Genomic DNA, 25,291 nt, shown 5'->3' with positions numbered 1-25,291 from the left:
CTGCGGCGATTTCAGCGTGACTTTAATACGCCACGGTGGGTCGCTGGCAAGTATCGCGTTAAAACAGGGGCACATTGTACACAACCCATGGCCATCACTAGCAAAAAGTGTTGTCGGGCCCGCGACTTGTTCAACGACTGTACGGCTATTTGTAGTCACGGCTGTATTGCAATGCAAAGTTACTTTTAAGTTTAGGCTTGGACCTTGAACCCCATTACTGGCCCATTGCTCGAGCCCACCTCGATCAATGCGCGCCGGATGTGGTTTTTTGCGTCTTTCAAGAACAAGGAACAGCAGTAATGTCCGATGCCACTCCCGCGCAGCTACGCCCTCTGGCCGACACTTCGCCGTCTGCCATAGTGGCCGGCTTCATCGCCATGATGACCGGCTACACCAGTTCCCTGGTGCTGATGTTCCAGGCCGGGCAGGCCGCCGGGCTGACCAGCGGTCAGATTTCCTCGTGGATCTGGGCCATTTCCATCGGCATGGCGGTGTGCAGCATCGGCCTCTCCCTGCGCTATCGCACCCCCATCACCATCGCCTGGTCGACCCCCGGCGCCGCCCTGCTGATCACCAGCCTGTCCGGAGTGACCTACGGCGAAGCCATCGGCGCCTACATCACCTGCGCCGTGCTGGTGACCCTGTGCGGCCTGACAGGCAGCTTCGAGCGTCTGATGAAAAAGATCCCGGCGTCCCTGGCGGCGGCCCTGCTGGCAGGAATCCTGTTCAAGATCGGCAGTGAAATCTTCGTCGCCGCCCAGCACCGCACCGGCCTGGTGCTGGGCATGTTCCTCACCTACCTGGTGGTCAAGCGCCTGTCGCCGCGCTATGCGGTACTGGCTGCACTGCTGATCGGTACGGCCTTGTCCGGGGCCATGGGCCTGCTGGACTTCAGCGGCTTTCACCTGGAAGTGGCGACCCCGGTATGGACCACGCCGCACTTCTCCCTGGCCGCCACCATCAGCATCGGCATTCCGCTGTTCGTGGTGGCCATGACCTCGCAGAACATGCCGGGGATCGCCGTGCTGCGGGCCGACGGCTACAACGTCCCGGCTTCGCCGCTGATCACCGCCACCGGGTTGGCCTCGCTGCTGCTGGCGCCCTTCGGCTCCCATGGCATCAACCTGGCGGCCATCAGTGCCGCCATCTGCACCGGGCCCCACGCTCATGAGGATCACAGCAAGCGCTACACCGCGGCGGTGTGGTGCGGGATTTTCTACGGCATCGCCGGGGTCTTCGGCGCCACCCTGGCGGCGCTGTTCGCCGCCCTGCCCAAGGAACTGGTGCTGTCCATCGCGGCCCTGGCGCTGTTCGGCTCGATCATCAACGGCCTGAGCATCGCCATGAGCGAAGTAAAGGAACGGGAAGCGGCGCTGATCACCTTCATGGTCACGGCGTCGGGGCTGACGCTGTTCTCCATCGGCTCGGCGTTCTGGGGAATTGTTGCCGGTGTGGTGACCCTGATGATCCTGAACTGGCGCAGCGCCTGAAGGGCTTCGCTGGCAAGCCGGCTTCTACACCGACCGGCGCTCGCTCACGCGCCAGCTTGCCGGCGAACGGCGCCCACGACAACGCCCGGGCTGGCCCGTGGCAGAGGCAAGGATACAAAGGGGAAAATCGACAGGTTGCCCTCGGGCAACAACGCATGAGCGACCCGGACGGGTCGCTCATGCATGACATCACGCGACTGGGTTGATCGCGTTGTCCGGGTACCACACGTCCAGCAGCGGGCTGACTTCAACGGTGGTCAGCTCGGTGCGCGCCTTGAGCCAGGCTTCAACGGTGGCACGTTGCTCTTCGCTGACGGAACCGCGCTTGCTCAGGCAAACCAGACCGAAGTCGTCGCCGCCTACATAGCCCAGGCCGTTGGCTTCCATCGCTTCTTTGAGGAATGCGTCGAGGAAAGCGTCGATAGCTTCGTCAGCCAGACCTTCTTTGAAATCCAGGTTCAGCTCAAAACCCAGCTCCTGAAATTCATCTACGCAGAGTTTTTTGCGCAGACGGCGGGAACGGTTAGTGGCCATGGAACAATCCTCATAAGTAATAACGGGCGGCACTTTACCAGTTTAGGCAGGCGATTGCCTGACTCTATGAGGATGCGACCCTGCCATTGGTAAAAAAAATACCGCCCCAGCGGCCCGTGGCACGGCACAAGCCGCTATACCTTGGGGCATAATGCCGACACTTTCATGACCACTGAGGGATTTTATCTACATGCCCTCGCCTTTTTTCCCCTCGACTGCAGGGTTCCATTTCATATGATCAAATCGTTGCGTCCTCTGTTGCTGGCCAGTGTTTTTCTCCCCCTGGCCTTTCCCGTTTCCGCGGCTCCGGTCAACACCACCCTGACCCCCAAGGTCCAGCAAGCCCTCAAAGCCAGCAAACTTCCGGATAACGCCCTGTCCCTGGTGATGATTCCCCTGAACGGCCCCGGCACCCCGACCATCTACAACGCCGACGTATCGGTGAACCCGGCCTCCACCATGAAACTGGTGACCACCTACGCAGCCCTGGAAATGCTCGGCCCGACCCACCAGTGGAAAACCGAGTTCTACACCGACGGCACCCTCAGCGGCGGCATCCTCAATGGCAACCTGTACCTCAAGGGCGGCGGCGACCCCAAGCTGAACATGGAGAAGCTCTGGCTGCTGATGCGTGACCTGCGGGCCAATGGCGTACAGCAAGTCACTGGCGATCTGGTGCTGGACCGCAACTTCTTCGTGCAGCCGCAACTGCCGGAATTCAATGACGATGGCAACGACGAGAACAAGCCGTTCCTGGTCAAGCCGGACGCCCTGATGGTCAACCTCAAGGCCCTGCGCTTCGTTGCCCGCAATGACTCAGGGCGGGTCCTGGTTTCGGTGGAGCCGCCGATCGCCAAGATCCGCATCGACAACCAGGTCAAGGCGGTCAACACCAAGCAGTGCACTGGAGACGTGCGCTACAACCCCGTCACCCAGGCCGATGGCAGCGTGATCGTGACCGTCGGCGGGCAGTTGGGTGATGGCTGCAGTTCCCAGACTTACCTGTCGCTGCTGGACCACGCCACCTACACCGCCGGCGCGGTGCGGGCGATCTGGAGCGAGCTGGGCGGCAGCATCCAGGGCCAGGATCGCCTGGCCGTGGTACCCAAGGATGCCAAGGTCCTGGCCCGCGCCTTCTCCCCGGACCTCGCGGAAATCATCCGCGACATCAACAAATACAGTAACAACACCATGGCCCAGCAGTTGTTCCTGAGCCTGGGGGCCAAGTACCGCAACGAAGCCGATGGCGACGACGCCAAGGCGGCCCAGCGTGTGGTGCGCCAATGGCTGGCGAAGAAAGGCATCACCTCGCCGCACCTGGTGATGGAGAACGGTTCCGGCCTGTCGCGTGCCGAGCGGGTCAGTGCCCGGGAAATGGCCGGCCTGCTGCAAGCGGCGTGGAAAAGCCCCTACGCCGCCGAGTTCATCAGCTCGATGCCGATCGCCGGCATGGATGGCACCATGCGCAAGCGCCTCAAGCGCACCGCCATGTCTGGTGAGGCGCACATCAAGACCGGCACCCTGAACACCGTACGCGCCATCGCCGGCTACAGCCGCGACGACAACGGCAATACCTGGGCGGTGGTGGCAATCCTCAACGATCCACGGCCATTTGGCGCCTCTTCGGTGCTCGACCAGGTCCTGCTGGACCTGTACCGCCAGCCGAAACTGGCGACCAGCGCTTCGGCGCTGTAAGCGGCGACGCTGGCGGCGGCAAGCCTTGCGCGCCGCCAGTGTTCACGGCAGCTCCATCTGGACCCGGTCCCGCCCCGCCTGCTTGGCGGCATAGACCGCAGAGTCGGCCCGCAGCAGCAGCTCATCTGCACCCTCCCCCGCACGCCAACTGGCGATACCGAAACTGGCGGTGACACTCTCCACCGGCCCGATCGGCGAACTGCGCACACCGTGCCACAGCTCCTGCGCCAGAATCAGCGCTTGCTGGCCGCTGGTGTCCGGGCACAGGACCATGAACTCCTCTCCCCCCAGACGGCAGAAGACGTCGATGCGCCGCAGGCGCCGGCCGATGCGCTCGCACAACCCGCGCAACACCTGATCCCCCACACCGTGACCGTACTGATCGTTGATCCGCTTGAAATGGTCGATGTCCAGCATGATCACCGCCATGACGCCACCACCTCGCTCCAGGCGGTGCATCTCGGCTTGTAGCCGCTCCTGGAAATAGCGCCGGTTGTGGATACCGGTCAGGGAGTCGGTGACCGACAATGCCCGCAGTTCCTCCTCGACCCGCTTGAGATCGGAGATATCCGATATATAGCCGTGCCAGAGCACACCGCCGCCCCGCAGGCTTTCCGGGCTCGCTGCACCGCGCATCCAGCGCACCCCCCGCTGCGGCAGGCAGACCCGGTACTCCTCGCGCCAGGGACTGAGCTGCTGCGCCGAGATCCGGATCGACTCACGCACCCGCTCCACATCCTCAGGATGGATGCGCCCGAATACCGCCTCGGCATCCTGCTGCAGCAGTTGCGGCTCGATCTCGTAGATCTCGCGCAGGCCATCGCTGGCATAGGGAAAACTGGTATGCCCGTCGGCGTCCAGCTTGAACTGATAGATCCCGCCGGGCACGTGGGCGCTGAGCCGCTGCAGCAAGCGGTCACGGGCGGCCAGGGCTTCATGCACGCGCTTGCGTTCGGTGATGTCGATGCAGATGGCCAGATGGCCGATCCACAACCCCTGGTCATCGAGCACCGGGGTGGCCAGCATGTTGACTTGCAGATGGCTGCCGTCACGCCGCACCAGGGTCCATTCCCGGGCCTCATGCCCGCCGGCCATGCCCTCTTCCACCAGCATCGCCTGGGACACCGGGATGGCTTTGCCGTAACGCTGGGTGAGGCTCTGGGCCCAGCTTTCCAGCTCTTCGGGCAGGTGCAGGCTTTCCAGGGTCAGGTGCCCCACCGCCTCACTGCTGCTGTAGCCGAGCATCTGCTCGGCCCCGGCATTGAAAGTGCTGATCACTCCGCGCAGGTCGGTGGCAATGATCGCTACCTGAGTGGCGGCATTGAGCACGCAGCGCAACTGGCTGTGGGTGCCGCGCAACGCCTGCTCGCTGCTACGCAGCTCCTCGGTGCGCTGCTCCACCAGGGCCAGAGCCCGCTGACGCTGGCTGACCAGGACGTAGAGCAAGGCGCTGAGTAGCAGGCTGAGCATGCCACCAAGAATCACCAGGCTGCCCAGGGCTGAATGGTTGGCGTGCAGGAAGGCCGCGCTGGGGCGGATGTCCACTTGATAGTCCCGGTCCGCCAGGCGCAGCAGGCGGCTGGCGGTCAGGCTGCTGCTGATGGGCGGGTTGTTCGACTCGTAGAGCACCTCGTGCTGGCCCTCGGTGGACAGGTCGAGAATCCGCACCGACAGGTTATCGCTGGCAGGAACCGGCAGGCCGTCCGCCACCAGTTGCCGCAGGCTGATGATCGCCAAAACATAGCCGTAGGGCCGGCCTTGGGGGCCGGAAGTATCCTGCGCGCGCCTGACCGGCGCCGCCAGCAGCACCCCTCGCGCATAGGCCTGGTCCACGGCCACCAGTTGCAAAGGCGGCGAGACCGCCAGGCCATTGAGTTCCCGAGCACGTTCCAGGGTGGCGCGGCGCAGGGGTTGAGCCAGGAGGTCGTAACCCAGGGGCGACCCCAGGGGGCTCTGGGTCTGGCTGTACAGCACCGGCGCGTAGTCATCGTGCTCGCCGGCTGGCTCCATCTGGCCCGTGGCATTCAACTGCAAAATGGAAAACCCCGGCAGCCCCTGATCGCGAATCGACTGCTCGAACCCCGGGCGCTGGGCGCGGCTCACCAGAGGCGCCCAGGCATAGGCCTGGGTGCGGCGCAACAAGGGTTTGGCGTAGCCATCGAAATCCTGGCGGGTCACCAGGTCGGAATTGACAAAGAAGCGCCGCAAGCCGTCCAGGCGTTGTTCCTGGTCTTGAAAGCGTTCTTCGATGCGGCTGTAGCGTTCGCCGGCCAGCAACTGAAAGCGCTGGCGCACCTGCTGCTTGTTCAGGCTGTAGGTGGACCAGGCCAAGAGCCCGGTGAGGATGCCGCCCACAACCAGGACCAGCACCGCCACCAGCCAGGCAGATACCTCTTCACTTATGAAACCCAGGATTTTCGGGCGTACAACATGCAGAGGCATAAGCAGAACTCATCACGCCAGCGAGTTTGGGCATCATCCGGACCAAGTGTGAGTTATAGCTATTAGCCACTAATTTGACCAGCGCTAAACAGCCCCCGAAGCCTGAAAAAACAGGCCTCGGGGACATATCCGGCCATCAGCGTGCGGTGACTTTCCAGGCACGGTGGATTTTGCCGTTGCGGGCGAAATCTGGATCGATGGTTTTCGCCGTGATTTCCTCGATCTGGTAGCGCGCGGCGAGGTTTTCATCCAGCTGGAACTTGCGGAAGTTGTTGGAGAAATACAGTACGCCCCCCGGCGCCAGGCGTGCCATGGCCAGGTCCAGCAACTGCACCTGGTCACGCTGCACGTCGAACACCCCTTCCATGCGCTTGGAGTTGGAAAAGGTCGGCGGGTCGATGAAGATCAAGTCGAACTCGTCACGGCAGCTGTCCAGCCAGGCCATCACATCGCCCTGCTCCAGGCGGTTCTTGTCGGAGAAACCGTTGAGCGAGAAATTGCGGCGCGCCCAGTCCAGATAGGTTTTCGACAGGTCGACACTGGTGGTGCTGCGCGCGCCGCCCTTGGCCGCGTGCACACTGGCAGTGGCGGTGTAGCAGAACAGGTTGAGGAAACGCTTGCCCGCCGCCTCTTGCTGAATACGCATGCGCATCGGCCGGTGATCGAGAAACAGCCCGGTATCCAGGTAGTCGGTAAGGTTCACCAGCAGCTTGATCCCGCCTTCACGGACTTCGGTGAACTGGCCCTGGGCACTCTGGCGCTCGTACTGCTTGGTGCCGCTCTGGCGCTCGCGACGCTTGATCACCACCCGGCTCTTGTCGACATTCAACGCCTGGGGAATCGCCGCCAGGGCATCGAACAGACGTGCCTGGGCCTTTTCCGGGTCCACCGATTTGGGCGCCGCGTATTCCTGCACGTGCACCCAATCCTGGTAGAGGTCGATGGCCAGGGAGTATTCCGGCATGTCGGCATCATAGACACGGTAGCACTCGATGCCCTCGCGCTTGGCCCATTTGCCAAGTTGCTTGAGGTTCTTTTGCAGGCGGTTGGCGAACATCTGCCCGCCCTCGCTCAGGCGCGCCTGCTCGACTACGGGAGCAGGAGCCGGGGCCGGCTTGATCGGGTTGCCATTCTTGTTGTACTGGCGCACGGGCGCTTCGTCCGCGGCGGCCTGGGCCTGCTCGCGCTCCACCTGGCGCTGCTCGGCGGTGCGGCGCTCGCCGGTGACGAACTGATCCGGCAGGACCTTGATCAGCAGCAGCTTGCAGGGCAAGGCGCCGTTCCAGAACGAGTACTGTTTGTGGCTGCGAATGCCCATGCGCTTGCCCAGGTCCGGGGCGCCGGTGAACACCGCTGCTTCCCAGTTCAGGCAGGCCTGGCGCAGGCGCTCGCCAAGGTTCTGGTAGAGGTACAGCAGGCTGGCTTCGTCACCCAGGCGCTCGCCGTAGGGTGGGTTGCAGATCACCAGGCCTTTCTGGTTCTGGTCCGGGCGCGGCTCGAAGGTGCCCACTTCGCCCTGGTAGATCTTGATCCACTCGCTCAGGCCAGCGCGCTCTACGTTGTTGCGGCCGGGCTGGATCAGACGCGGATCGGCTTCGTAGCCGCGGATCCACAGCGGTGGCTTGGCCAGGCCAGCCTGGGCCCGGGCCAGCGCTTCGTCGTGCAGCTTGCGCCACAGCGCCGGCACGTGGCCAAGCCAGGCGGTAAAGCCCCATTGTTCACGCTTGAGATTGGGGGCGATGTCGGCGGCGATCATCGCCGCCTCCACCAGAAAGGTACCCACACCACACATCGGGTCGGCCAGGGCACCGCCTTCGGCAGCGATGCGCGGCCAGCCGGAACGGATCAGGATCGCCGCCGCCAGGTTTTCCTTGAGCGGCGCGGCGCCTTGCTGCAGGCGGTAGCCGCGCTGGTGCAGGCTGTGACCGGAGAGGTCCAGGGAGAGGATGGCTTCGCCGCGGTCCAGGCGCAGGTGGATGCGCAGGTCGGGGTTGAGCTTGTCCACCGAAGGGCGCTCGCCGGTCGGAGTGCGCAGCTTGTCGACAATGGCGTCCTTGACCTTCAGGGCGCCGAAGTGGGTGTTGTCGATGCCCGAGCCATGGCCGCTGAACTCCACGGCCAGGGTGCCGTCGGCCAGCATATGGTCCTGCCAGTCGACGTCCAGCACGCCGTGGTAGAGATCCTCGGCGTCCTTCATCGGGAAGCGCTTGAGCACCAGCAGTACCCGGTTGGCCAGGCGCGACCACAAGCACAGGCGATAGGCTGTCTCCATGTCGGCCATGCCGCGCACGGCAGAAGTGTGCTCACGCGCTTGCTCAAGGCCAAGCCCGACGGCTTCCTCGATCAGCAGGCCTTCAAGGCCTTTGGGACAGGTGAGGAAGATTTCGTAACGATCCGACATGGGAATACCAGGGCCTTTAGCAATAAGTGAACGGGCAACGCATCGCCCGTTCGGTTTTCAATCAAGCACTTTTCTTCAAGAGCGCTCGTGTGGCGCGAAACTGCGCCGTCCCACCCCGGCAGGCTGGCTTTCTTGCAGGGCAAAAGAGCTTAGAGGCCGGGACAGATAAAAAGTCAGGGCAACAAAATGACATAAGTCGACCCTTCGTCGAATAGTAGTTGAGTGCAACCGTTCGACATTCTCACTAAAGCATTAACCTCATCATCTAGTGAGAGGCTGATCACAGGGGGCTTTGCGTGACAGGCACGATACAAAACCGCCCCAGGCTTATGGCCTGGACAGCATTATCGTTACGTCCTTATGACAAAACGATCATTCACTTGCTGTGACCTATTGGTTAGAACTCAACACAGGTTGGCGCCGCAACGGCGTCAACATCAAGGCTCGCGACGCCGGCAGCGAGCACCAACGGCAGAAGCAATCTGCCCGACCTCAATGAAGGTCGACGGGACATAAAGCAGTCAACAAGTGAGGGAAACACCCTATGAGAAGACTAAAGCGTGATCCGTTGGAAAAAGCGTTTTTACGCGGATATCAGTATGGCGTTAATGGCAAGTCCCGTGAGCTTTGCCCATTTACTCTACCGTCGGTACGCCAAGCCTGGATTAACGGCTGGCGAGAAGGACGCGGCGACAACTGGGACGGTATGACAGGCACTGCGGGCATCCACAGACTCAACGAACTTCGCGCTGTCGGCTGATCAGGGCACATTCCGACACCTAAAACTTGAATAGATGACGACTTAACCACGCACGCCCCATCCGGGCGGCGGGCTTCGGCCCAGGGGCTCCTTCGAGGAGCCCTTTTTTATGCCCGCGTGCTGTCCTTCCCTCTCAGCCCATGGCCGCGATGGCATCCACCGACTCGCGAATCAGCGCCGGCCCCTTGTAGATGAACCCCGAATACAGCTGCACCAGGCTGGCGCCCGCAGCGATCTTCTCAGCCGCGTGCTTGCCTTCGGTGATGCCGCCCACGGCGATGATCGGCAAACGGCCGGCCAGTTCAGCAGCCAGTACCTTGACCGTGTGGGTGCTCTTTTCCCGTACCGGTGCGCCGGACAGGCCGCCGGCCTCGGCGCCGTGCTCCAGGCCTTCGACACCTTCACGGCTCAAAGTGGTGTTGGTGGCGATCACTGCGTCCATGCCGGTTTCAAGCAGGGCGCGGGCCACTTCCACGGTTTCCTCGTCACTCATGTCCGGAGCGATCTTGATGGCCAGCGGTACACGCTTGCCGTGGATCGCAGTCAGTTCCTGTTGGCGCTGGCTCAAGGCCGCCAGCAGTTGCTTGAGCGACTCGCCAAATTGCAGGCTGCGCAGGCCCGGGGTATTGGGCGAGCTGACGTTGACCGTGACATAGCTGGCGTGGGCATAGACCTTGTCCAGGCAGATCAGGTAATCATCCACCGCCCGCTCCACCGGGGTGTCGAAGTTCTTGCCGATATTGATCCCCAGCACGCCCTTGTATTGCGAGGCCGCGACCCGTGCCAGCAGGTTGTCGACACCCAGGTTGTTGAAGCCCATGCGGTTGATGATGGCCTCGGCCTGGGGCAGGCGGAAGATCCGCGGCTTGGGGTTGCCCGGTTGCGGGCGCGGGGTGACGGTGCCGATCTCGACAAAACCAAACCCCAATTGGGCGAAGCCGTCGATGGCTGCGCCATTCTTATCCAGGCCCGCAGCCAGACCTACCGGGTTCGCAAACTCCAGCCCCATGACCTTGACCGGCATCTGCGCCGGGGCCTTGCACAACAGCCCGTTAAGGCCCAAACGCCCGCCCGCGCCGATCAGGTCCAGGGACAGATCGTGGGAGGTTTCCGGGGAGAGTTTGAACAACAGCTGGCGGGCCAGGGTATACATGGGCGGGATGAACTCGGTTGGCGGCGAAATAGGGCGCCGATTATAGCCGGCCCCGGGGCTTGCAGGCGAGGCGCGAAGTGAAATCCCCGCCGGGCTGGCATATGCCTTGCAGTCTCTTGTGCATGCAGACCTCGGCCAAGGGCGGCTGAGGTCCCAGGACAATGGCGTCGTCACCCGCCCCGGCTTCACCCGGCCGGCGGGTACGACGCTTTTTTATGCAAGGTGCCACGTCATGACCGATCTCCCCAACACCCCGCTGGCCTGGGTCAACGGCAGCGATGCCCCGGAAAAGTCCGCCATCGACCTGGGCTTCATGGCCCTGACCGATTGTGCCTCGGTGGTGGTCGCCGCCACTCAAGGCTTCGCCCAGCCCTACGGCCTGACCCTGAACCTCAAGCGCCAGAGTTCCTGGGCCAGTCTGCGGGACAAGCTGGTGAGCGGCGAACTGGACGCCGCCCACAGCCTGTATGGACTGATCTACGCGGTACACCTGGGTATCGGCGGCACCAACCCCTGCGACATGGCAGTGCTCATGGGTCTGAACCAGAATGGCCAGAGCATCAACCTATCCCGGGAGCTGCAGAACCTCAAGGTGACCAGCCCTGAGACATTGGACCGCCATGTGCACCAAAGCCGGGCACGACTGACCTTCGCCCAGACCTTCCCCACCGGTACCCACGCCATGTGGCTGTACTACTGGCTGGCCAGCCAGGGTATCCACCCGCTGCAGGATGTCGACAGCGTAGTGGTGCCGCCACCGCAGATGGTGGCTCATCTGCAGGCCGGGCGCATCGACGGGTTCTGCGTCGGCGAACCCTGGAGCGCCAGTGCAGTGCAGCAGGATCAGGGTTTCACCCTGGCCACCAGCCAGGCGATCTGGCCGGATCACCCGGAAAAAGTCCTCGGCTGCACCCGCGCCTTCGTCGAGCAATACCCGAACACCGCCCGGGTCCTGGTGATGGCGATTCTCGAAGCCAGCCGCTTTATCGAGCAAAGCCCGGAAAACCGCCGCAGCACCGCCCAGTTGCTGAGCGCTGCCGATTACCTGAATGCACCGCTGGACTGCATCGAGCCGCGGCTGCTGGGGGATTACGCCGACGGCCTGGGCAATCGCTGGCAGGACCCCCACGCCCTGCGTTTTCACCATCATGGCGCCGTCAACCTGCCCTACCTTTCCGACGGCATGTGGTTCATGACCCAGTTCCGCCGCTGGGGCCTGCTGCGGGAAGACCCGGATTACCTGGGCGTCGCTCGCCACGTGCAGCAGCTGGAGCTGTACCGCGAAGCCGCCACCGCGCTGGGCATCGCCGCCTGGGGCCAGGACATGCGCAGCAGCCAGTTGATCGATGGCAAGGTGTGGGACGGCTCTGAGCCTGCCGCCTATGCCCGCAGCTTCCGCCTGCATGCGATGAACGGCACCCCTCCCCTTGTTGCCCAGCGCTGATCGGAGCCCGCGACCATGCTGCGTATCCTGCTGATCAACGACACAGCGAAAAAAGTCGGAAGGCTCAAGGCCGCCCTCAGCGAAGCCGGTTTCGAGGTGATTGACGAATCCGGCCTGACCATCGACCTGCCGGGCCGCGTCGAAACGGTGCGTCCGGACGTGATCCTGATCGATACCGAGTCACCCAGCCGCGATGTCATGGAGCAAGTGGTGCTGGTCAGCCGCGATCAACCCCGGCCCATCGTGATGTTCACCGATGAACACGATCCGGGGGTAATGCGCCAGGCGATCAAGTCCGGGGTCAGCGCCTACATCGTCGAGGGCATCCAGGTCCAGCGCCTGCAGCCTATCCTCGACGTGGCCATGGCGCGCTTTGAAAGCGACCAGGCCCTGCGCGCGCAACTCCAGGCCCGGGACCAGCAACTGGCCGAGCGCAAGCGCATCGAACTGGCCAAGGGCCTGTTGATGAAGATGAAGGACTGCGATGAGGAACAGGCCTACACCCTGATGCGTCGCCAGGCCATGAGCAAACAGCAGAAGCTGATCCAGGTGGCGGAGCAGATCATCGCCATGCAGGAACTGCTGGGCTAAGCCGACTTCCCGTAGGAGCCGGCTTGCCGGCGAACAGGCCTCTGAACCTTGTGCCAGTCTTGAGGACGCTTTCGCTGGCAAGCCAGCTCCTACAGCCAGTTCCTGCAGCCGGGGTCGACAGGGGTTGGCGCGGCTATTGCTATCAGATCCATACCGGTAACCAACGGCGGTTGCCCCACCTACGACAAAGACGTCGCGCACTCTGCTCGCCCACAGCGAACCGGGTGCCGGCGTCTTTTCGTTTTGGCCCCACTGACCGGGGCCGGTGGCGCGGCCGTGGCGGCGCTCCACCTGCAAGCTCATGACGACTCCAACGACTCTTATCAGCTGAGGTGCGCGATGAATTCAAGCTTCTGGAAATCCGGCCACACCCCGACCCTGTTCGCGGCCTTTCTGTATTTCGACCTGAGCTTCATGGTCTGGTACCTGCTGGGCCCCCTGGCGGTGCAGATCGCCGCCGACCTGCACCTGAGCACTCAGCAACGCGGACTGATGGTGGCCACGCCGATCCTCGCCGGCGCGGTGCTGCGTTTCATCATGGGCCTGCTGGCCGATCGACTGTCACCGAAAACCGCCGGCCTGATCGGCCAGGTGATCGTCATCGGCGCGCTGTTCATGGCCTGGAAGCTGGGCATCCACAGCTATGAGCAGGCGCTGCTGCTGGGGGTATGCCTCGGCATGGCCGGGGCTTCCTTCGCCGTGGCCCTGCCCCTGGCCTCGCAGTGGTACCCGCCGCAGCACCAGGGCAAGGCCATGGGCATCGCCGGCGCCGGCAACTCCGGCACGGTGTTCGCCGCCCTGCTGGCACCGGTACTGGCAGCGGCCTATGGCTGGAGCAATGTGTTCGGCCTCGCCCTGATTCCCCTGCTGGGGACCCTGGCGCTGTTCGCCTGGCTCGCCAAGAACGCCCCCCAACGGCCTCAGGCCAAGTCCATGGCCGACTACTTCAAAGCCCTGGGTGATCGTGACAGCTGGTGGTTCATGTTCTTCTACAGCGTAACCTTCGGCGGCTTCATCGGCCTGGCCAGCGCCCTGCCCGGCTACTTCAACGACCAGTACGGTCTGAGCCCGATCTCCGCTGGCTACTACACCGCCGCCTGCGTCTTCGGCGGCAGCCTGATGCGGCCCCTGGGCGGAGCCCTGGCGGACCGCTTCGGCGGCATCCGCACCTTGCTCGGCATGTATAGCGTGGCGGTGGTGTGCATCGCCGTCGTGGGCTTCAACCTGCCCAGTTCCTATGCGGCGCTGGCGCTGTTCGTCTGCACCATGCTCGGTCTGGGCGCAGGCAATGGCGCGGTATTCCAACTGGTGCCGCAGCGCTTTCGCCGGGAAATAGGGGTCATGACCGGGCTGATCGGCATGGCCGGCGGCATCGGCGGTTTTGCCCTGGCGGCGGGCATGGGTGCGATCAAGCAGAGCACCGGCAGCTACCAACTGGCACTGTGGCTGTTCGCCAGCCTCGGGGTCCTGGCCTGGTTCGGCCTGCACGGGGTCAAGCGCCGCTGGAGAACCACCTGGGGCTCCGCGGCCGTGACTGCAGCACGGGTCTGAGGGAGCCATGGGCCTGCAACTGAGCCACGCCGAAGCCAGCGCCACCGGGCCGCGCGCGGAAAACCAGGACGCCCTGCGCCGGGTCACCCCGGCGCCGGACCTGGCCGCAAGCAAAGGCCTGCTGTTCGCCATCGCCGACGGGGTGAGCCAGTGCGCCGACGGCGGCCTCGCCGCCCGTTCAAGCGTGCAGGCCCTGGCCCTGGACTACTACGCCACCCCGCAAACCTGGGCTGTGGCCCAAGCCCTGGAACGCCTGCTGGTCGCCCAGAATCGTTGGCTCCAGGCCAACGGCGGCGGCCAGCCACTGCTCACCACCCTCAGCGCTTTGGTGTTGCGGGGCCGGCGCTTCACCCTGGCCCATGTCGGCGACTGCCGGGTCTACCGCTGGCACCGGCAGCAGTTGCAACGCATCAGCCAGGACCACGTCTGGGAGCAACCGGGCATGCAGCATGTGCTCAAGCGCGCCCTGGGCCTGGACCAGCATCTGGTGCTGGACTTCCTCGACGGCGAACTGCGCCAGGGCGAAAGCTTCCTGATGCTCAGCGATGGGGTATGGGCCACCCTGGGCGACAGCGCCATCGCTGCCATTCTGCGTGACCAGACGGACCCGGACAGCGCGGTACAGACCCTGGTCCGCGCCGCCCACCTGGCCGGCAGCCAGGACAACGCCAGCGCGCTGCTGGTGCGAGTCGATGAGCTCGGCGAAAGCAGCCTCGGTGACGCCCTGCTGCAGCTGCAGCAATGGCCCCTGCCGCCGCCGCTGAAACCCGGCCAGCGCTTCGAGGGCTGGCAAGTCGAGGCATTGCTCAGCCACAGCCAGCAGGCCTTGCTGTATCGGGTACACGACGAACAGCAACAAACCTGGCTGCTGAAGACCTTGCCCCCGGCCCTGCACAACGACCTGACGGCCTGCCAGGGACTGCTATGCGAAGAATGGCTGCTGCGCCGCGTTGCCGGGCGTCACTTTCCCCAGGTACACAGCGCAACTTCACGCCAGCACCTGTACTACCTGATGCGCGAATACCCGGGCCGTACCCTGGCACAACTGTTTCGCCAGAACGGCCCCTTGCCCCTGGCCCAGTGGCAGCCCCTGGCCGAGCATCTGCTACGGGCAATCGGTCTGCTGCACCGGCGGCAGATCCTGCACCGGGATATCAAACCGGACAACCTGCTGCTGGGGGACGACGGCGAACTGCGGGTACTGGATTTCGGCCTGGCGTACTGCCCCGGCCTTTCGGCAGACCCGGCACACCTGCTACCCGGCACCCCGAGCTTTATCGCCCCGGAAGCCTTCGACGGTGAACCTCCCGGCCCGCAACAGGACCTCTATGCGGTAGGCGTCAGCCTGTACTACCTGCTGACCGGACACTACCCCCACGGCGAGATCGAAGCCTTCCAGCGCCCGCGTTTCGGCGCAGCGACGAACCCCGGCCGCTACCGCCCGGACCTGCCGGAATGGTTGGCACAAAGCCTGGAGCGCGGGGTGAATGCCGATCCGGCACAGCGCTACGAAACTGCCGAAGAATGGCTGCTGGCGCTGGAACAGGGCGAACGCCGCAGCTTGAGCACCAGATCGCGGCCATTACTGGAACGCGAACCGCTGAAAGTCTGGCGCGGCATCGCCCTGCTCGCCTTGCTGCTCAACCTGATCTTGTTGCTGTCACTGCTGCATCACTGAGGCCATCGGGTGGGTGGCCTTGCCCCTCAAACTCCCGACAAACCTCAGGCCCCTGCGTCCCTAGGAGCCGTTGATCCAAGCGCGACCCGATCTGCCACAAAGAGCCGAAACAGGGCATAGCGTCTCAATTCAGTGCAACAGCCGAGATCAGCACGCACAGAACCTTCATCAAAGCTCAATAAAACCAGCACCTCGGCCACTTGGCACAGGCGCTGCATTGCGTCAGGCAACAGACATAAAGCCCGGCCTTCAACGACGAAGGCAGGCTTCCCGAGAGAACGGGATCGGACAAAGGCGTCCTCGTCAGGCCACTGACGGGACGCCTTTTTTGTTTGCGCGCATTTTGTCGAGCCAGGCCTCACTGACCCTGCCTGAGCTCCGGAGAAGCCCATGAAAAGACTCAAACTGGTGATGATCGGCAACGGCATGGCCGGGGTCCGCACCCTGGAAGAACTGCTCAAGCTGAGCGACGAGCTGTACGACATCACGGTCTTCGGCGCCGAACCCCACACCAACTACAACCGCATCCTGCTGTCGCCGGTGCTGGCCGGTGAACAGACGTTCGAGGACATCGTCCTCAACGACCTGGACTGGTACCTGGACCACCACATCAAGCTGCTGCTCAACCGCAAGGTGGTAGAGATCGACCGGATCAGGCGCCGGGTGATCGCCGAGGACGGCAGCGAAGCCGAGTATGACCGTCTGCTGATCGCCACCGGCTCCACGCCCTTTATCCTGCCGATTCCCGGCAAGGACCTGCAGGGGGTGATAGGCTATCGCGACATTGCCGACACCCAGGCGATGATCGACACGGCCAAGACTCACACGCATGCGGTGGTGATCGGCGGCGGCCTGCTGGGGCTTGAGGCCGCCAACGGCCTCAAGCTGCGCGGCATGGATGTGACCGTGGTGCATATCGGCGAATGGCTGCTGGAACGACAACTGGACCAGACCAGCGGCCAGTTGCTGCAAAGCGCCCTGGAAAGCCGCGGCCTGAAGTTCCGCCTGTGCGAACAGACCCAGGCCCTGATCGATGCCGGCAATGGTCGGGTCGGGTCGGTGCAGTTCAAGAATGGCGAGATCATCCCCGCCGATCTGGTGGTGATGGCCGCCGGCATCCGTCCCAACACCGAGCTGGCGGAACGGGCCGGCCTGCCCTGCAACCGCGGGATACTGGTCAACGACACCCTGCAAACCTTTGACCCGCGCATCTACGCCATCGGCGAGTGCGCCAGCCACCGCGGCATCGCCTACGGCCTGGTAGCGCCGCTGTTCGAACAGGCCAAGGTCTGCGCCAACCACCTGGCCCAACTGGGCTTCGCCCGCTACCAGGGCTCGGTGACGTCCACCAAGTTGAAGGTCACTGGCATCGATCTGTTTTCCGCCGGGGATTTCATGGGTGGCGACGGTACCGAAACCATCACCCTCGCCGACCCCATTGGCGGGGTCTACAAGAAGCTGGTGATCAAGGACGACGTGCTGGTCGGCGCCTGCCTGTATGGCGACACCGCGGATGGCGGCTGGTACTTCCGGCAGATCCGCGAGCAGCAGGCCATCGGCGAGATCCGCGACCACCTGATGTTCGGTGAGAACGCGTTGGGCGACGTCGGCCACCAGGGCCAGGACAAGGCCATGAGCATGGCCGACAACGCCGAAGTCTGCGGCTGCAACGGCGTGTGTAAGGGCACCATCGTCAAGGCCATTCAGGAACAGGGGCTGTTCAGTGTCGACGAGGTCAAGAAGCACACCAAGGCCGCCAGCTCCTGTGGCTCCTGTGCCGGGCTGGTGGAACAGATCCTGATCAATACCGTGGGCGGCGCGGCGGACGTCAAGCCGAAAAGCGAAAAAGCCATCTGCGCCTGCAGCGACCTGAACCACGGGCAGATCCGCCAGGCGATCCGCGACCAGCACCTGCTGACCATCGCCGGCACCATGAGCTACCTCAACTGGCGCACCCCTAACGGCTGTGCCACTTGCCGTCCGGCGCTGAACTACTACCTGATCTCCACCTGGCCGGGGGAAGCCCGGGACGATCCGCAATCGCGGCTGATCAACGAACGGGCCCACGCCAACATCCAGAAAGACGGGACCTACTCGGTGGTGCCGCGGATGTGGGGCGGCGTGACCAATCCGTCCGAGCTGCGACGCATCGCCGATGTCGCCGACAAGTACCAGGTGCCCATGGTCAAGGTCACCGGCGGCCAGCGCATCGACCTGCTGGGCATTCGCAAGGAAGACCTGCCCGGAGTCTGGAAAGATCTGGACATGCCTTCCGGCCATGCCTACGGCAAATCCATCCGCACCGTGAAGACCTGCGTCGGCAGCGAGTTCTGCCGCTTCGGCACGCAGAACTCCACCCAGCTGGGAATCGAGCTGGAACACGACCTGTTCAACATGTGGTCGCCGCACAAGGTCAAGCTGGCGGTCTCCGGTTGCCCGCGCAACTGCTCGGAAGCCGGGATCAAGGACGTGGGCATCATCGGCGTCGATTCGGGCTGGGAGATGTACATCGGCGGCAACGGCGGGATCAAGACCGAGGTGGCGGAGTTTTTCGTCAAGCTCAAGACCGCCGAAGAAGTGCGCGAATACAACGGCGCCTTCCTCCAGCTGTACCGCGAAGAAGCCTTCTACCTCGAACGCACCGTGCACTACCTGCAACGAGTTGGCATGGAGCATGTGAAAAAGGCCGTGCTGGAAGACCCGCAGCGGCGCAAGGCGTTGAACGAGCGCCTGCAGTTTTCCCTGTCCTTCGAGCAGGACCCATGGCAACAGCGCCTGGCCGAGCCGCAGCTGAAAAAAGAGTTCGAGTCGATCCCCGTAAAACAGCTGGAGGTGCCGGCATGAACTGGCTGGACATCTGCGCCCTGGAAGAAATCAACACCCTGGGCTCGCGCATCATCAAGGGCCCGCGGGGCGACATCGCGATTTTCCGCACCAGCGACGACCAGGTTTTCGCCCTCGACGACCGCTGCCCGCACAAGGGCGGGCCGCTATCCCAGGGGCTGATCTACGGCAAACGGGTAGCCTGCCCGCTGCACAACTGGCAGATCGATCTGGAATCCGGCCAGGCCCAGGCCCCAGACCACGGCTGCGCCCACCAGCATCTGGCCCGAGTGGAAAGCGGCCGGGTGCTGCTGGCCCTGCAGGATGCCGGCTAATGGAGCGCCAGAGCACGGCCTCGACTTGCTGCTACTGCGGGGTCGGCTGCGGAGTGCTGATCGAGCATGACGGCCGGCATATTCTCGGGGTCAGTGGCGACCCGACGCACCCGGCCAACTTCGGCAAACTGTGCAGCAAGGGCGCCAGCCTGCACCTGACCGGCGACCACGGGGCCCGCGCGCTGTACCCGGAACTGCGCCTGGGCAAGGCCCTGGCCCGCAACCGCTGCGACTGGGACAGCGCCCTGGAACATGCCGCCGGGGTGTTCGCCCAGGCCATCGCCGAGCACGGCCCGGACAGCGTGGCGTTCTATATTTCCGGGCAACTGCTGACCGAGGACTACTACGCCTTCAACAAACTGGCCCGGGCCCTGGTGGGCACCAACAACATCGACAGCAACTCCCGGCTGTGCATGTCTTCGGCGGTGGTGGGCTACAAGCGCAGCCTGGGGGCCGACGCGCCGCCGTGCAGCTATGAGGATCTGGAGCAGAGCGACTGCGTGATGATCGTCGGTAGCAACATGGCCTACGCCCATCCGGTGTTGTTTCGTCGCCTGGAACAGGCCAAAAGCCAACGCCCACAGATGAAAGTCATAGTGATCGACCCGCGTCGTACCGACACTTGCGACCTGGCTGACCTGCACCTGGCGATCTTGCCCGGCACAGATGTCGCTTTATTTCACGGCATCCTTCACCTGCTGCTGTGGGAGGACTGGATCGACCGGGATTTCATCCAGCAACACACCGAGGGCCTGGTGCAGCTCAAGGCGCTGGTCCGCGACTACACCCCGCCGATGGTGGCCCAGCTGTGCGGCATCAGCCTCGAGCAATTGCAGGAATGCGCCCAGTGGGTGGGCAATGCGCCAAGTTTTCTGTCCCTGTGGTGCATGGGCCTGAACCAGTCCAGCGCCGGCAGCGCGAAAAACAGTGCATTGATCAACCTGCACCTGGCCACCGGGCAAATCGGCCGACCCGGTGCAGGCCCCTTCTCGCTCACCGGTCAGCCCAATGCCATGGGTGGGCGCGAAACCGGCAGCTTGAGCAACCTGCTGCCTGGACACCGCGAGGCTGCGGACCCGGAACACCGCGCAGAAGTCGCCGCCTACTGGGGGGTGGAGCAACTGCCTGCCAGCCCTGGCTTGAGCGCAATGGAGCTGTTTGAACAGATGCGCAGCGGCCGCATCAAGGCCTTGTGGATCGCCTGCACCAACCCGGCGCAATCCCTGCCGGACCAGAACCGAGTGCACGAGGCGCTGCTGAACTGCCCCTTCGTGGTTCTGCAGGAAGCCTTTGCCACCACCGAAACCGCGGCATTCGCCGACCTATTGCTGCCAGCCGCCAGTTGGGGCGAAAAACAAGGCTCGGTGACCAACTCCGAGCGCCGGGTTTCCCATGTCCGCCAGGCCGTTGCCGCCCCCGGCGAGGCCCGAGCGGATTGGGCGATCACCGTGGACTTTGCTCAACGCCTGGAACGACGCCTGCGCCCCGGCCTGCCGAGCCTTTTTGCCCTCGATACCGCCGCCCGGGTGTTCGATGAATACAAGGGCCTGACCCGTGGCCGCGACCTGGATCTGAGCGGCCTCAGCCACGAGTTGCTCGACCGCCTCGGCCCACAACAATGGCCCTTCCCTGAAGGAGCAACCCAGGGCACTGAACGCCTGTATGTACACGGGATCTTTCCCACCGCCAATGGCCGTGCGCGTTTTGTCAGCGACCCTTATGTAGCAGCCAAGGAGCAGCGGGACGCACGCTTCCCCCTGACCCTGATCACCGGCCGCCTGCGCGACCAATGGCACGGCATGAGCCGTACGGGCACTGCGGCGCAGTTGTTCGGCCATGTCAGCGAAGCCTTGCTGAGCCTGCACCCGGACGAACTGCGGCGCCAACGCCTGCGGGAAGGAGAACTGGTGAACCTGAAGAGCCGGCGCGGCAGCATAATCGTGGCTGTGACCGGCGATGACAGCATGCGCCCCGGGCAAGCCTTCCTGCCCATGCACTTCGGCGATCGCTTCCTCAAGGGCGGGGTCAATGCCGTCACCCAGCCCGCCTTCGACCCCTTGTCCAAACAGCCGGAACTCAAGCACAGCGGCGTGCGCCTGGAACCGGTGCAACTGCCCTGGCAACTGTTCGTGCTGATTGAAGGTGATGTGCAGGCGCATTTCCGGGCCCTGCGCCCTCTTTGCCAGGCTCTGGCCTATGTCAGCCTCAGCCTGACCGGCCGCGAGCGCCCGGCGCTGGTGATTCGCGCCGCCCATGCGCAAGCGCCGCAAGCGGCACTGCTTCAGGCCATCGACCGGCAATTGCAGCTCGACACAGGCCCGGTACTGGCCTACGACGACCTGCGCCGGGCCATCGGCAAGCGAGTGCGGATCGAACAGGGGCGAATTATCGCCATCCGCTTGTCCGGGGAAACCCTGGCACAGCATTGGCTGCACGAGCTGTGGCAGCAAGGCCGCGCCGATGAACAACTAAGGCGCTGGCTGCTGGCGCCGATGAGTGCACCGCCAGACGCCAGCGGCCTGGGCGGACAACGGGAGCGCATCTTGTGCAATTGCAGGCACGTCAGCCACAGCGCGGTCTGCGCCGGAATCGCGCAAGGCCTGGATCTGGAACAACTGAAACAGCAACTGGGTTGCGGCAGCCAATGTGGCTCCTGCGTGCCGGAGATCAAGCGCCTGCTCGCGGCTTGCGTGCAACCTGTCGTCGCCCTGGAGTGAGGAAACCCTATGAATGCAAAAGTCTGGTTGGTAGGCGCTGGCCCCGGAGACCCGGAGCTGCTGACCCTCAAGGCCGTACGCGCCCTCGGTGAGGCCGATGTGGTGCTGATCGATGACCTGGTGAACGCTGCCGTGCTGGAGCATTGCCCCGGGGCGCGGGTGATTCCGGTGGGCAAGCGCGGCGGTTGTCGCTCGACGCCCCAAGCCTTTATCCACCGCTTGATGCTGCGCTACGCCCGACAGGGCCGCTGCGTAGTGCGCCTCAAAGGCGGCGACCCGTGCATTTTCGGGCGTGGCGGCGAGGAGGCGCAGTGGCTCAAGGCACGGGGCATCGAAGTGGAGCTGGTAAACGGCATAACCGCCGGCCTGGCAGGTGCCACACGCTGTGATATTCCCCTGACCCTACGCGGCGTTGCTCGAGGCGTGACCCTGGTAACTGCTCATACGCAGGACGACAGCCAACTGAACTGGCAAGCGCTGGCACACAGCGGAACGACCCTGGTGATCTACATGGGCGTGGCGAAGCTGGCGGAGATTGCCGAGCAGTTGCTCGGTGGCGCATTGGCGGCGGATACGCCGGTGGCGATGATTGAGAACGCCTCGCTGCCGCAGCAGCGCGAATGCCGCAGCGTACTGGCGAACATGGAACGCGATGCCCAGGTTTTCGCCCTCAAGAGCCCGGCAATCCTGGTGATCGGGGCAGTCGCGGCAACCGCGTCGGTCACGGCCCTTACCTCTGAAACCCAGGTGCAACTGGCCTGACTCTCGCGCCAGGAAGGCAAACCGCAGGCAAAGAAAAACCCGGCCTAGGCCGGGTTTTTCCAAGCTACAAGGCTAATTACTTAGCTTGAGCTTCTACCGAGGCTTCTACGCGACGGTTAACTGCGCGACCAGCTTCAGTTGCGTTGTCGGCAACTGGGCGGGACTCACCGTAACCAACGGATTGAACGCGGTTAGCGCCAACGCCGTACTGGTTAACCAGAACTTGTTTAACGGCGTTTGCACGACGCTCAGACAGCTTCTGGTTGTAAGCGTCAGGACCGACGGAGTCAGTGTGACCTTCAACAACGGTGGTGGTCTGTGGGTACTGCTTCATGAAGTCAGCGAGGTTCTTGATGTCAGCGTAGCTGTTAGGCTTGACGACCGACTTGTCGAAGTCGAACTTCACGTCCAGCTCAACACGAACCACTTCAGCAACTGGAGCTTCTGGAGCTGGCTCTGGAGCTGGTGCTGGTGCTACTGGAGCTGGAGCGACTTTGCCGCCGCTGCCACCGAAGTTCACACCCAGACCGATGGTAGGAGCGTAGTCCCACTTGCCGTTGTCCAGCTTGTAGTCAGCTTCAACGCCAGCACGGGCGAACAGGTTGTCGGTGATGTACCACTTAACACCAGCGCCTGCAGTCAGGAAAGTCGACTGGTCGCGACCGCTGTGGCCGTCGGCCTCAACGTTGGTCATGCTCTTGTGAGCAACACCGCCGGAAACGTATGGACGCAGAGCGTCACCCACGGTACCAAAGTGGTACTGAGCGTTCAGGCCGAAGTTGTCGCCTTTGATTTTCTGGTTACCAGTACCGTCGTTGGAACGGGTGTGGTTGGTCTTGTCGTAGGTGGCGTTCAACGACAGATCGTCGGTCAGGAAGTAGCCGATCGATGCGCCTGGGTTGAAGCCGTCTTCAACGTGATTAACGCTGTCGTTGTACTGTTTTTTGTAAAACAGTTCACCCTCGACCGCGCCTTGGCCTTGCGCCAGAACGCCGAACGAAGTCACGGCAACAATAGAACCAATGGCAATGCCCAAGGTGTTTTTCAGTTTCATCCGTTAAATCCCCATCTGGTGATTGTAAAGCAGTCCCACATACCGGGGGACAACTCGGCGGTAAGTCTATCAGAACTCACCTAGACGTAAGAGATATTTGCGCCGAACTAAGTTTCAGCAATACCTGCAAATTTCTCACGCAATTTATCAAGAGCACGTTTGTAACGCATCTTTGTAGCACTCAACCCCATATGCATGATGTCCGCGATCTCTTGAAATTCCAGCTCTGCGACAAATCGTAGCACCAGAATTTCCCGATCAATCGGGTTCACATGCACCAACCAGCGGTCAAGTCCGCCCTTTTCCTCAGGTTTCGGCGCCTTCTCTTCAGAGGCCTCCTCGAGGGGGTCAAGACTTAAAGCGTCCATCAACCGACGCTTGCGCCGCTCCTTGCGATACTGCGTGATGCATTCGTTGTACGTGATGCTATATAGCCATGTCTTGAACTTCGATTTACCCTCAAAGTTCTTAAGGCCATACAGCACCTTCAACATCACTTCCTGACAGACATCATCCGCATCCCGATCGTTCCCCAGATAACGTGCACAGACATTAAATAGGGTTCTCTGATAGCGCCGCATCAACTCTTCATAGGCGCGTGTTACGTGAAACAGCTCCGTATGTGAGCGCGCAACCAACTCCTCATCAGAGAGCTCACGGGGGTCATAGCGCGTGGATAGCGATTGGGTTTTATTCAAAACGAGTCGTGCCGACAGTCAGGTCAATGTCCGCCGCAGCCCGATGACGGGCATTTTGCGGCGGCATACATTAGCAGGGTTTGCCGGGTTAGCGGCTACTTACATGCTGCTCCAGCAGGATCCGATTGGAGAGAGAGACTAGCTCACCCTCATCGGTCAGCAATGTAGTTTTAACCGTGCCAATCTCTTCGATCTGGCCTTCGACCTCGCCAACACGTACTTGTTGCCCAACCTGATACAACTCACGCACATAGATTCCCGCAAGAATCTGCCCGGCAATTTCCCGGCTTCCCAAGCCCATGGCCAGCGCAACAGCCAGACCAACGGTAATCAATACAATGACGATCACATGGTTGAGCAGGTCGGTTTTAACCTCCAACTGACTGATCGCCACGGAAATACTGATGATGATCACCAGCCCCTGGGCAATTCGCCCCAGGCCGCTGGCGTAATCCAGGCCTACGCCCTCTGCGGCGCCGCGCACCAGGCCATTGGCCAGTTGCGCCAGCAAAACCCCCACCAGCAGCACCAGCGCAGCACCGAAAACCTTCGGCAAATACAGCGCAAGCATATCGAGCGTAGCCGAAACTCGCTCAAGGCCAAGGGATTCAGCAGCAGAAACCAGAAAAATCAGCAAAACGAACCAATAGACGATCTTGCCGATCAGGGTCGAGATGGGTACCTGCAAACCCGCACGAGACAGCAACTTGGTCAGGCCGGTGCCGCCCATGAGGCGATCCAGGCCCAGCTTGGCCAGCAACTTCGAAAGCAGGGTATCGAGCAGCTTGGCTACCACGAAGCCCAGCAACAGCACCACCAACGCGCCGAACAGGTTCGGAATGAAGTTCGCCACCTTGGTCCACAAGGCGGTCATCGCCGTGACGAGGCTCTGCGTCCAGAGATCCAGTTCCATATTCAATCAGCCTTATCAGCAGTGCGAGCAGAAGATTTACGACGAGAAACCGGCGCAATATGAGCCGATCCGTTATTCAAGGCGATCATCAGCGCCGGCAGCCAGCGGCCCAGAAGGCTGAACAGATCCCCCGCCCCCACCTGACGATTGGCGGTTTTCAATACGCGGCCCAGGCAGGCATCGTCATCGCGGCTCGATGGCGAGGCTTTGAGCATGTCACGCAAAGACTGTTCAAACGGATCGTGCATAC

The 25,291-nt window shown here is 62.9% G+C and carries 19 protein-coding genes; 11 read left to right on the top strand and 8 right to left on the bottom strand.

Annotated elements, in window-relative coordinates; translation table 11 throughout:
- The first annotated feature begins 299 nt into the window (after positions 1-299).
- Entirely contained in the window at positions 300-1,490 is a 1,191-nt protein-coding gene (locus tag AC1RL5_RS28025) for a benzoate/H(+) symporter BenE family transporter (protein WP_015634764.1), read from the top strand.
- A 189-nt stretch (positions 1,491-1,679) separates the two neighbouring features.
- On the opposite strand, the gene AC1RL5_RS28020 is transcribed toward AC1RL5_RS28025, so the two are convergent.
- The gene (locus AC1RL5_RS28020; RefSeq protein WP_011060201.1) at positions 1,680-2,024 is read right to left on the bottom strand and encodes a YggL family protein; all 345 of its coding nucleotides are present in this window, start codon (positions 2,022-2,024) and stop codon (positions 1,680-1,682) included.
- A 234-nt stretch (positions 2,025-2,258) separates the two neighbouring features.
- On the opposite strand from AC1RL5_RS28020, the gene dacB reads away from it, so the two are divergent.
- Positions 2,259-3,719: a D-alanyl-D-alanine carboxypeptidase/D-alanyl-D-alanine endopeptidase gene (gene dacB / locus AC1RL5_RS28015; RefSeq protein WP_072451588.1), complete on the top strand. Its 1,461-nt coding sequence runs from the start codon at positions 2,259-2,261 to the stop codon at positions 3,717-3,719.
- Positions 3,720-3,761: 42 nt separating this feature from the next.
- On the opposite strand, the gene AC1RL5_RS28010 is transcribed toward dacB, so the two are convergent.
- A complete protein-coding gene (locus AC1RL5_RS28010) occupies positions 3,762-6,161 on the bottom strand; it encodes a sensor domain-containing diguanylate cyclase (protein ID WP_093406325.1) in 2,400 nt (799 codons plus the stop codon).
- 136 nt (positions 6,162-6,297) lie between these two features.
- Positions 6,298-8,562: a bifunctional 23S rRNA (guanine(2069)-N(7))-methyltransferase RlmK/23S rRNA (guanine(2445)-N(2))-methyltransferase RlmL gene (rlmKL, locus tag AC1RL5_RS28005; RefSeq protein WP_053150032.1), complete on the bottom strand. Its 2,265-nt coding sequence runs from the start codon at positions 8,560-8,562 to the stop codon at positions 6,298-6,300.
- Between the two features lie 544 nt (positions 8,563-9,106).
- Between rlmKL and rmf the strand changes: the two genes are divergently transcribed.
- Positions 9,107-9,322 (top strand): ribosome modulation factor, encoded by a 216-nt coding sequence (gene rmf / locus AC1RL5_RS28000; protein WP_015634760.1) that lies wholly within the window; start codon positions 9,107-9,109, stop codon positions 9,320-9,322.
- 133 nt (positions 9,323-9,455) lie between these two features.
- Here rmf and AC1RL5_RS27995 read toward each other — a convergent pair whose 3' ends face one another.
- Positions 9,456-10,475 (bottom strand): quinone-dependent dihydroorotate dehydrogenase, encoded by a 1,020-nt coding sequence (locus AC1RL5_RS27995; RefSeq protein ID WP_011060197.1) that lies wholly within the window; start codon positions 10,473-10,475, stop codon positions 9,456-9,458.
- Between the two features lie 232 nt (positions 10,476-10,707).
- Here AC1RL5_RS27995 and AC1RL5_RS27990 point away from each other — a divergent pair, with 232 nt between their 5' ends.
- The 8 genes from AC1RL5_RS27990 to cobA all read left to right on the top strand — a co-directional run bounded on the left by AC1RL5_RS27990 (position 10,708) and on the right by cobA (position 22,376).
- Entirely contained in the window at positions 10,708-11,919 is a 1,212-nt protein-coding gene (locus AC1RL5_RS27990; RefSeq protein WP_093406341.1) for a CmpA/NrtA family ABC transporter substrate-binding protein, read from the top strand.
- Between the two features lie 15 nt (positions 11,920-11,934).
- Positions 11,935-12,510, top strand: a complete 576-nt coding sequence (locus tag AC1RL5_RS27985) for an ANTAR domain-containing response regulator (RefSeq protein ID WP_015634757.1) — start codon at positions 11,935-11,937, stop codon at positions 12,508-12,510.
- Positions 12,511-12,849: 339 nt separating this feature from the next.
- Complete coding sequence (locus AC1RL5_RS27980; protein ID WP_072451592.1) at positions 12,850-14,061, top strand: nitrate/nitrite transporter; 1,212 nt, start codon at positions 12,850-12,852, stop codon at positions 14,059-14,061.
- Positions 14,062-14,068: 7 nt separating this feature from the next.
- Positions 14,069-15,739 carry a bifunctional protein-serine/threonine kinase/phosphatase gene (locus AC1RL5_RS27975; RefSeq protein WP_072451593.1) on the top strand — a complete coding sequence of 557 codons (1,671 nt, stop codon included), beginning with the start codon at positions 14,069-14,071 and terminating at the stop codon, positions 15,737-15,739.
- A 390-nt stretch (positions 15,740-16,129) separates the two neighbouring features.
- Positions 16,130-18,583 carry a nitrite reductase large subunit NirB gene (gene nirB, locus AC1RL5_RS27970; protein WP_123576673.1) on the top strand — a complete coding sequence of 818 codons (2,454 nt, stop codon included), beginning with the start codon at positions 16,130-16,132 and terminating at the stop codon, positions 18,581-18,583.
- On the top strand, positions 18,580-18,897 hold the full coding sequence (nirD, locus tag AC1RL5_RS27965) for a nitrite reductase small subunit NirD (RefSeq protein WP_072451595.1): 318 nt from the start codon (positions 18,580-18,582) through the stop codon (positions 18,895-18,897). The genes nirB and nirD overlap by 4 nt, the downstream gene beginning before the upstream one ends.
- Positions 18,897-21,614: a nitrate reductase gene (locus AC1RL5_RS27960; RefSeq protein ID WP_103406995.1), complete on the top strand. Its 2,718-nt coding sequence runs from the start codon at positions 18,897-18,899 to the stop codon at positions 21,612-21,614. The genes nirD and AC1RL5_RS27960 overlap by 1 nt, the downstream gene beginning before the upstream one ends.
- 9 nt (positions 21,615-21,623) lie before the next feature.
- Positions 21,624-22,376 (top strand): uroporphyrinogen-III C-methyltransferase, encoded by a 753-nt coding sequence (gene cobA, locus AC1RL5_RS27955; RefSeq protein WP_072451597.1) that lies wholly within the window; start codon positions 21,624-21,626, stop codon positions 22,374-22,376.
- A 76-nt stretch (positions 22,377-22,452) separates the two neighbouring features.
- On the opposite strand, the gene AC1RL5_RS27950 is transcribed toward cobA, so the two are convergent.
- The 4 genes from AC1RL5_RS27950 to AC1RL5_RS27935 all read right to left on the bottom strand — a co-directional run bounded on the left by AC1RL5_RS27950 (position 22,453) and on the right by AC1RL5_RS27935 (position 25,289).
- Positions 22,453-23,430 (bottom strand): OmpA family protein, encoded by a 978-nt coding sequence (locus AC1RL5_RS27950; protein ID WP_011060196.1) that lies wholly within the window; start codon positions 23,428-23,430, stop codon positions 22,453-22,455.
- Between the two features lie 107 nt (positions 23,431-23,537).
- Positions 23,538-24,128: an RNA polymerase sigma factor SigX gene (sigX, locus tag AC1RL5_RS27945; protein WP_011060195.1), complete on the bottom strand. Its 591-nt coding sequence runs from the start codon at positions 24,126-24,128 to the stop codon at positions 23,538-23,540.
- An 88-nt stretch (positions 24,129-24,216) separates the two neighbouring features.
- A complete protein-coding gene (locus AC1RL5_RS27940; RefSeq protein ID WP_008048604.1) occupies positions 24,217-25,041 on the bottom strand; it encodes a mechanosensitive ion channel family protein in 825 nt (274 codons plus the stop codon).
- Positions 25,042-25,043: 2 nt separating this feature from the next.
- Positions 25,044-25,289 (bottom strand): hypothetical protein, encoded by a 246-nt coding sequence (locus AC1RL5_RS27935; RefSeq protein WP_011060193.1) that lies wholly within the window; start codon positions 25,287-25,289, stop codon positions 25,044-25,046.
- Between the last annotated feature and the right edge of the window lie 2 nt (positions 25,290-25,291).

This window comes from Pseudomonas sp. GW822-FHT06D10, assembly GCF_058799535.1.
The sequence above is the reverse complement of the archived record's forward strand: the minus strand, read 5'-3'. Positions and strand labels throughout refer to the sequence as shown.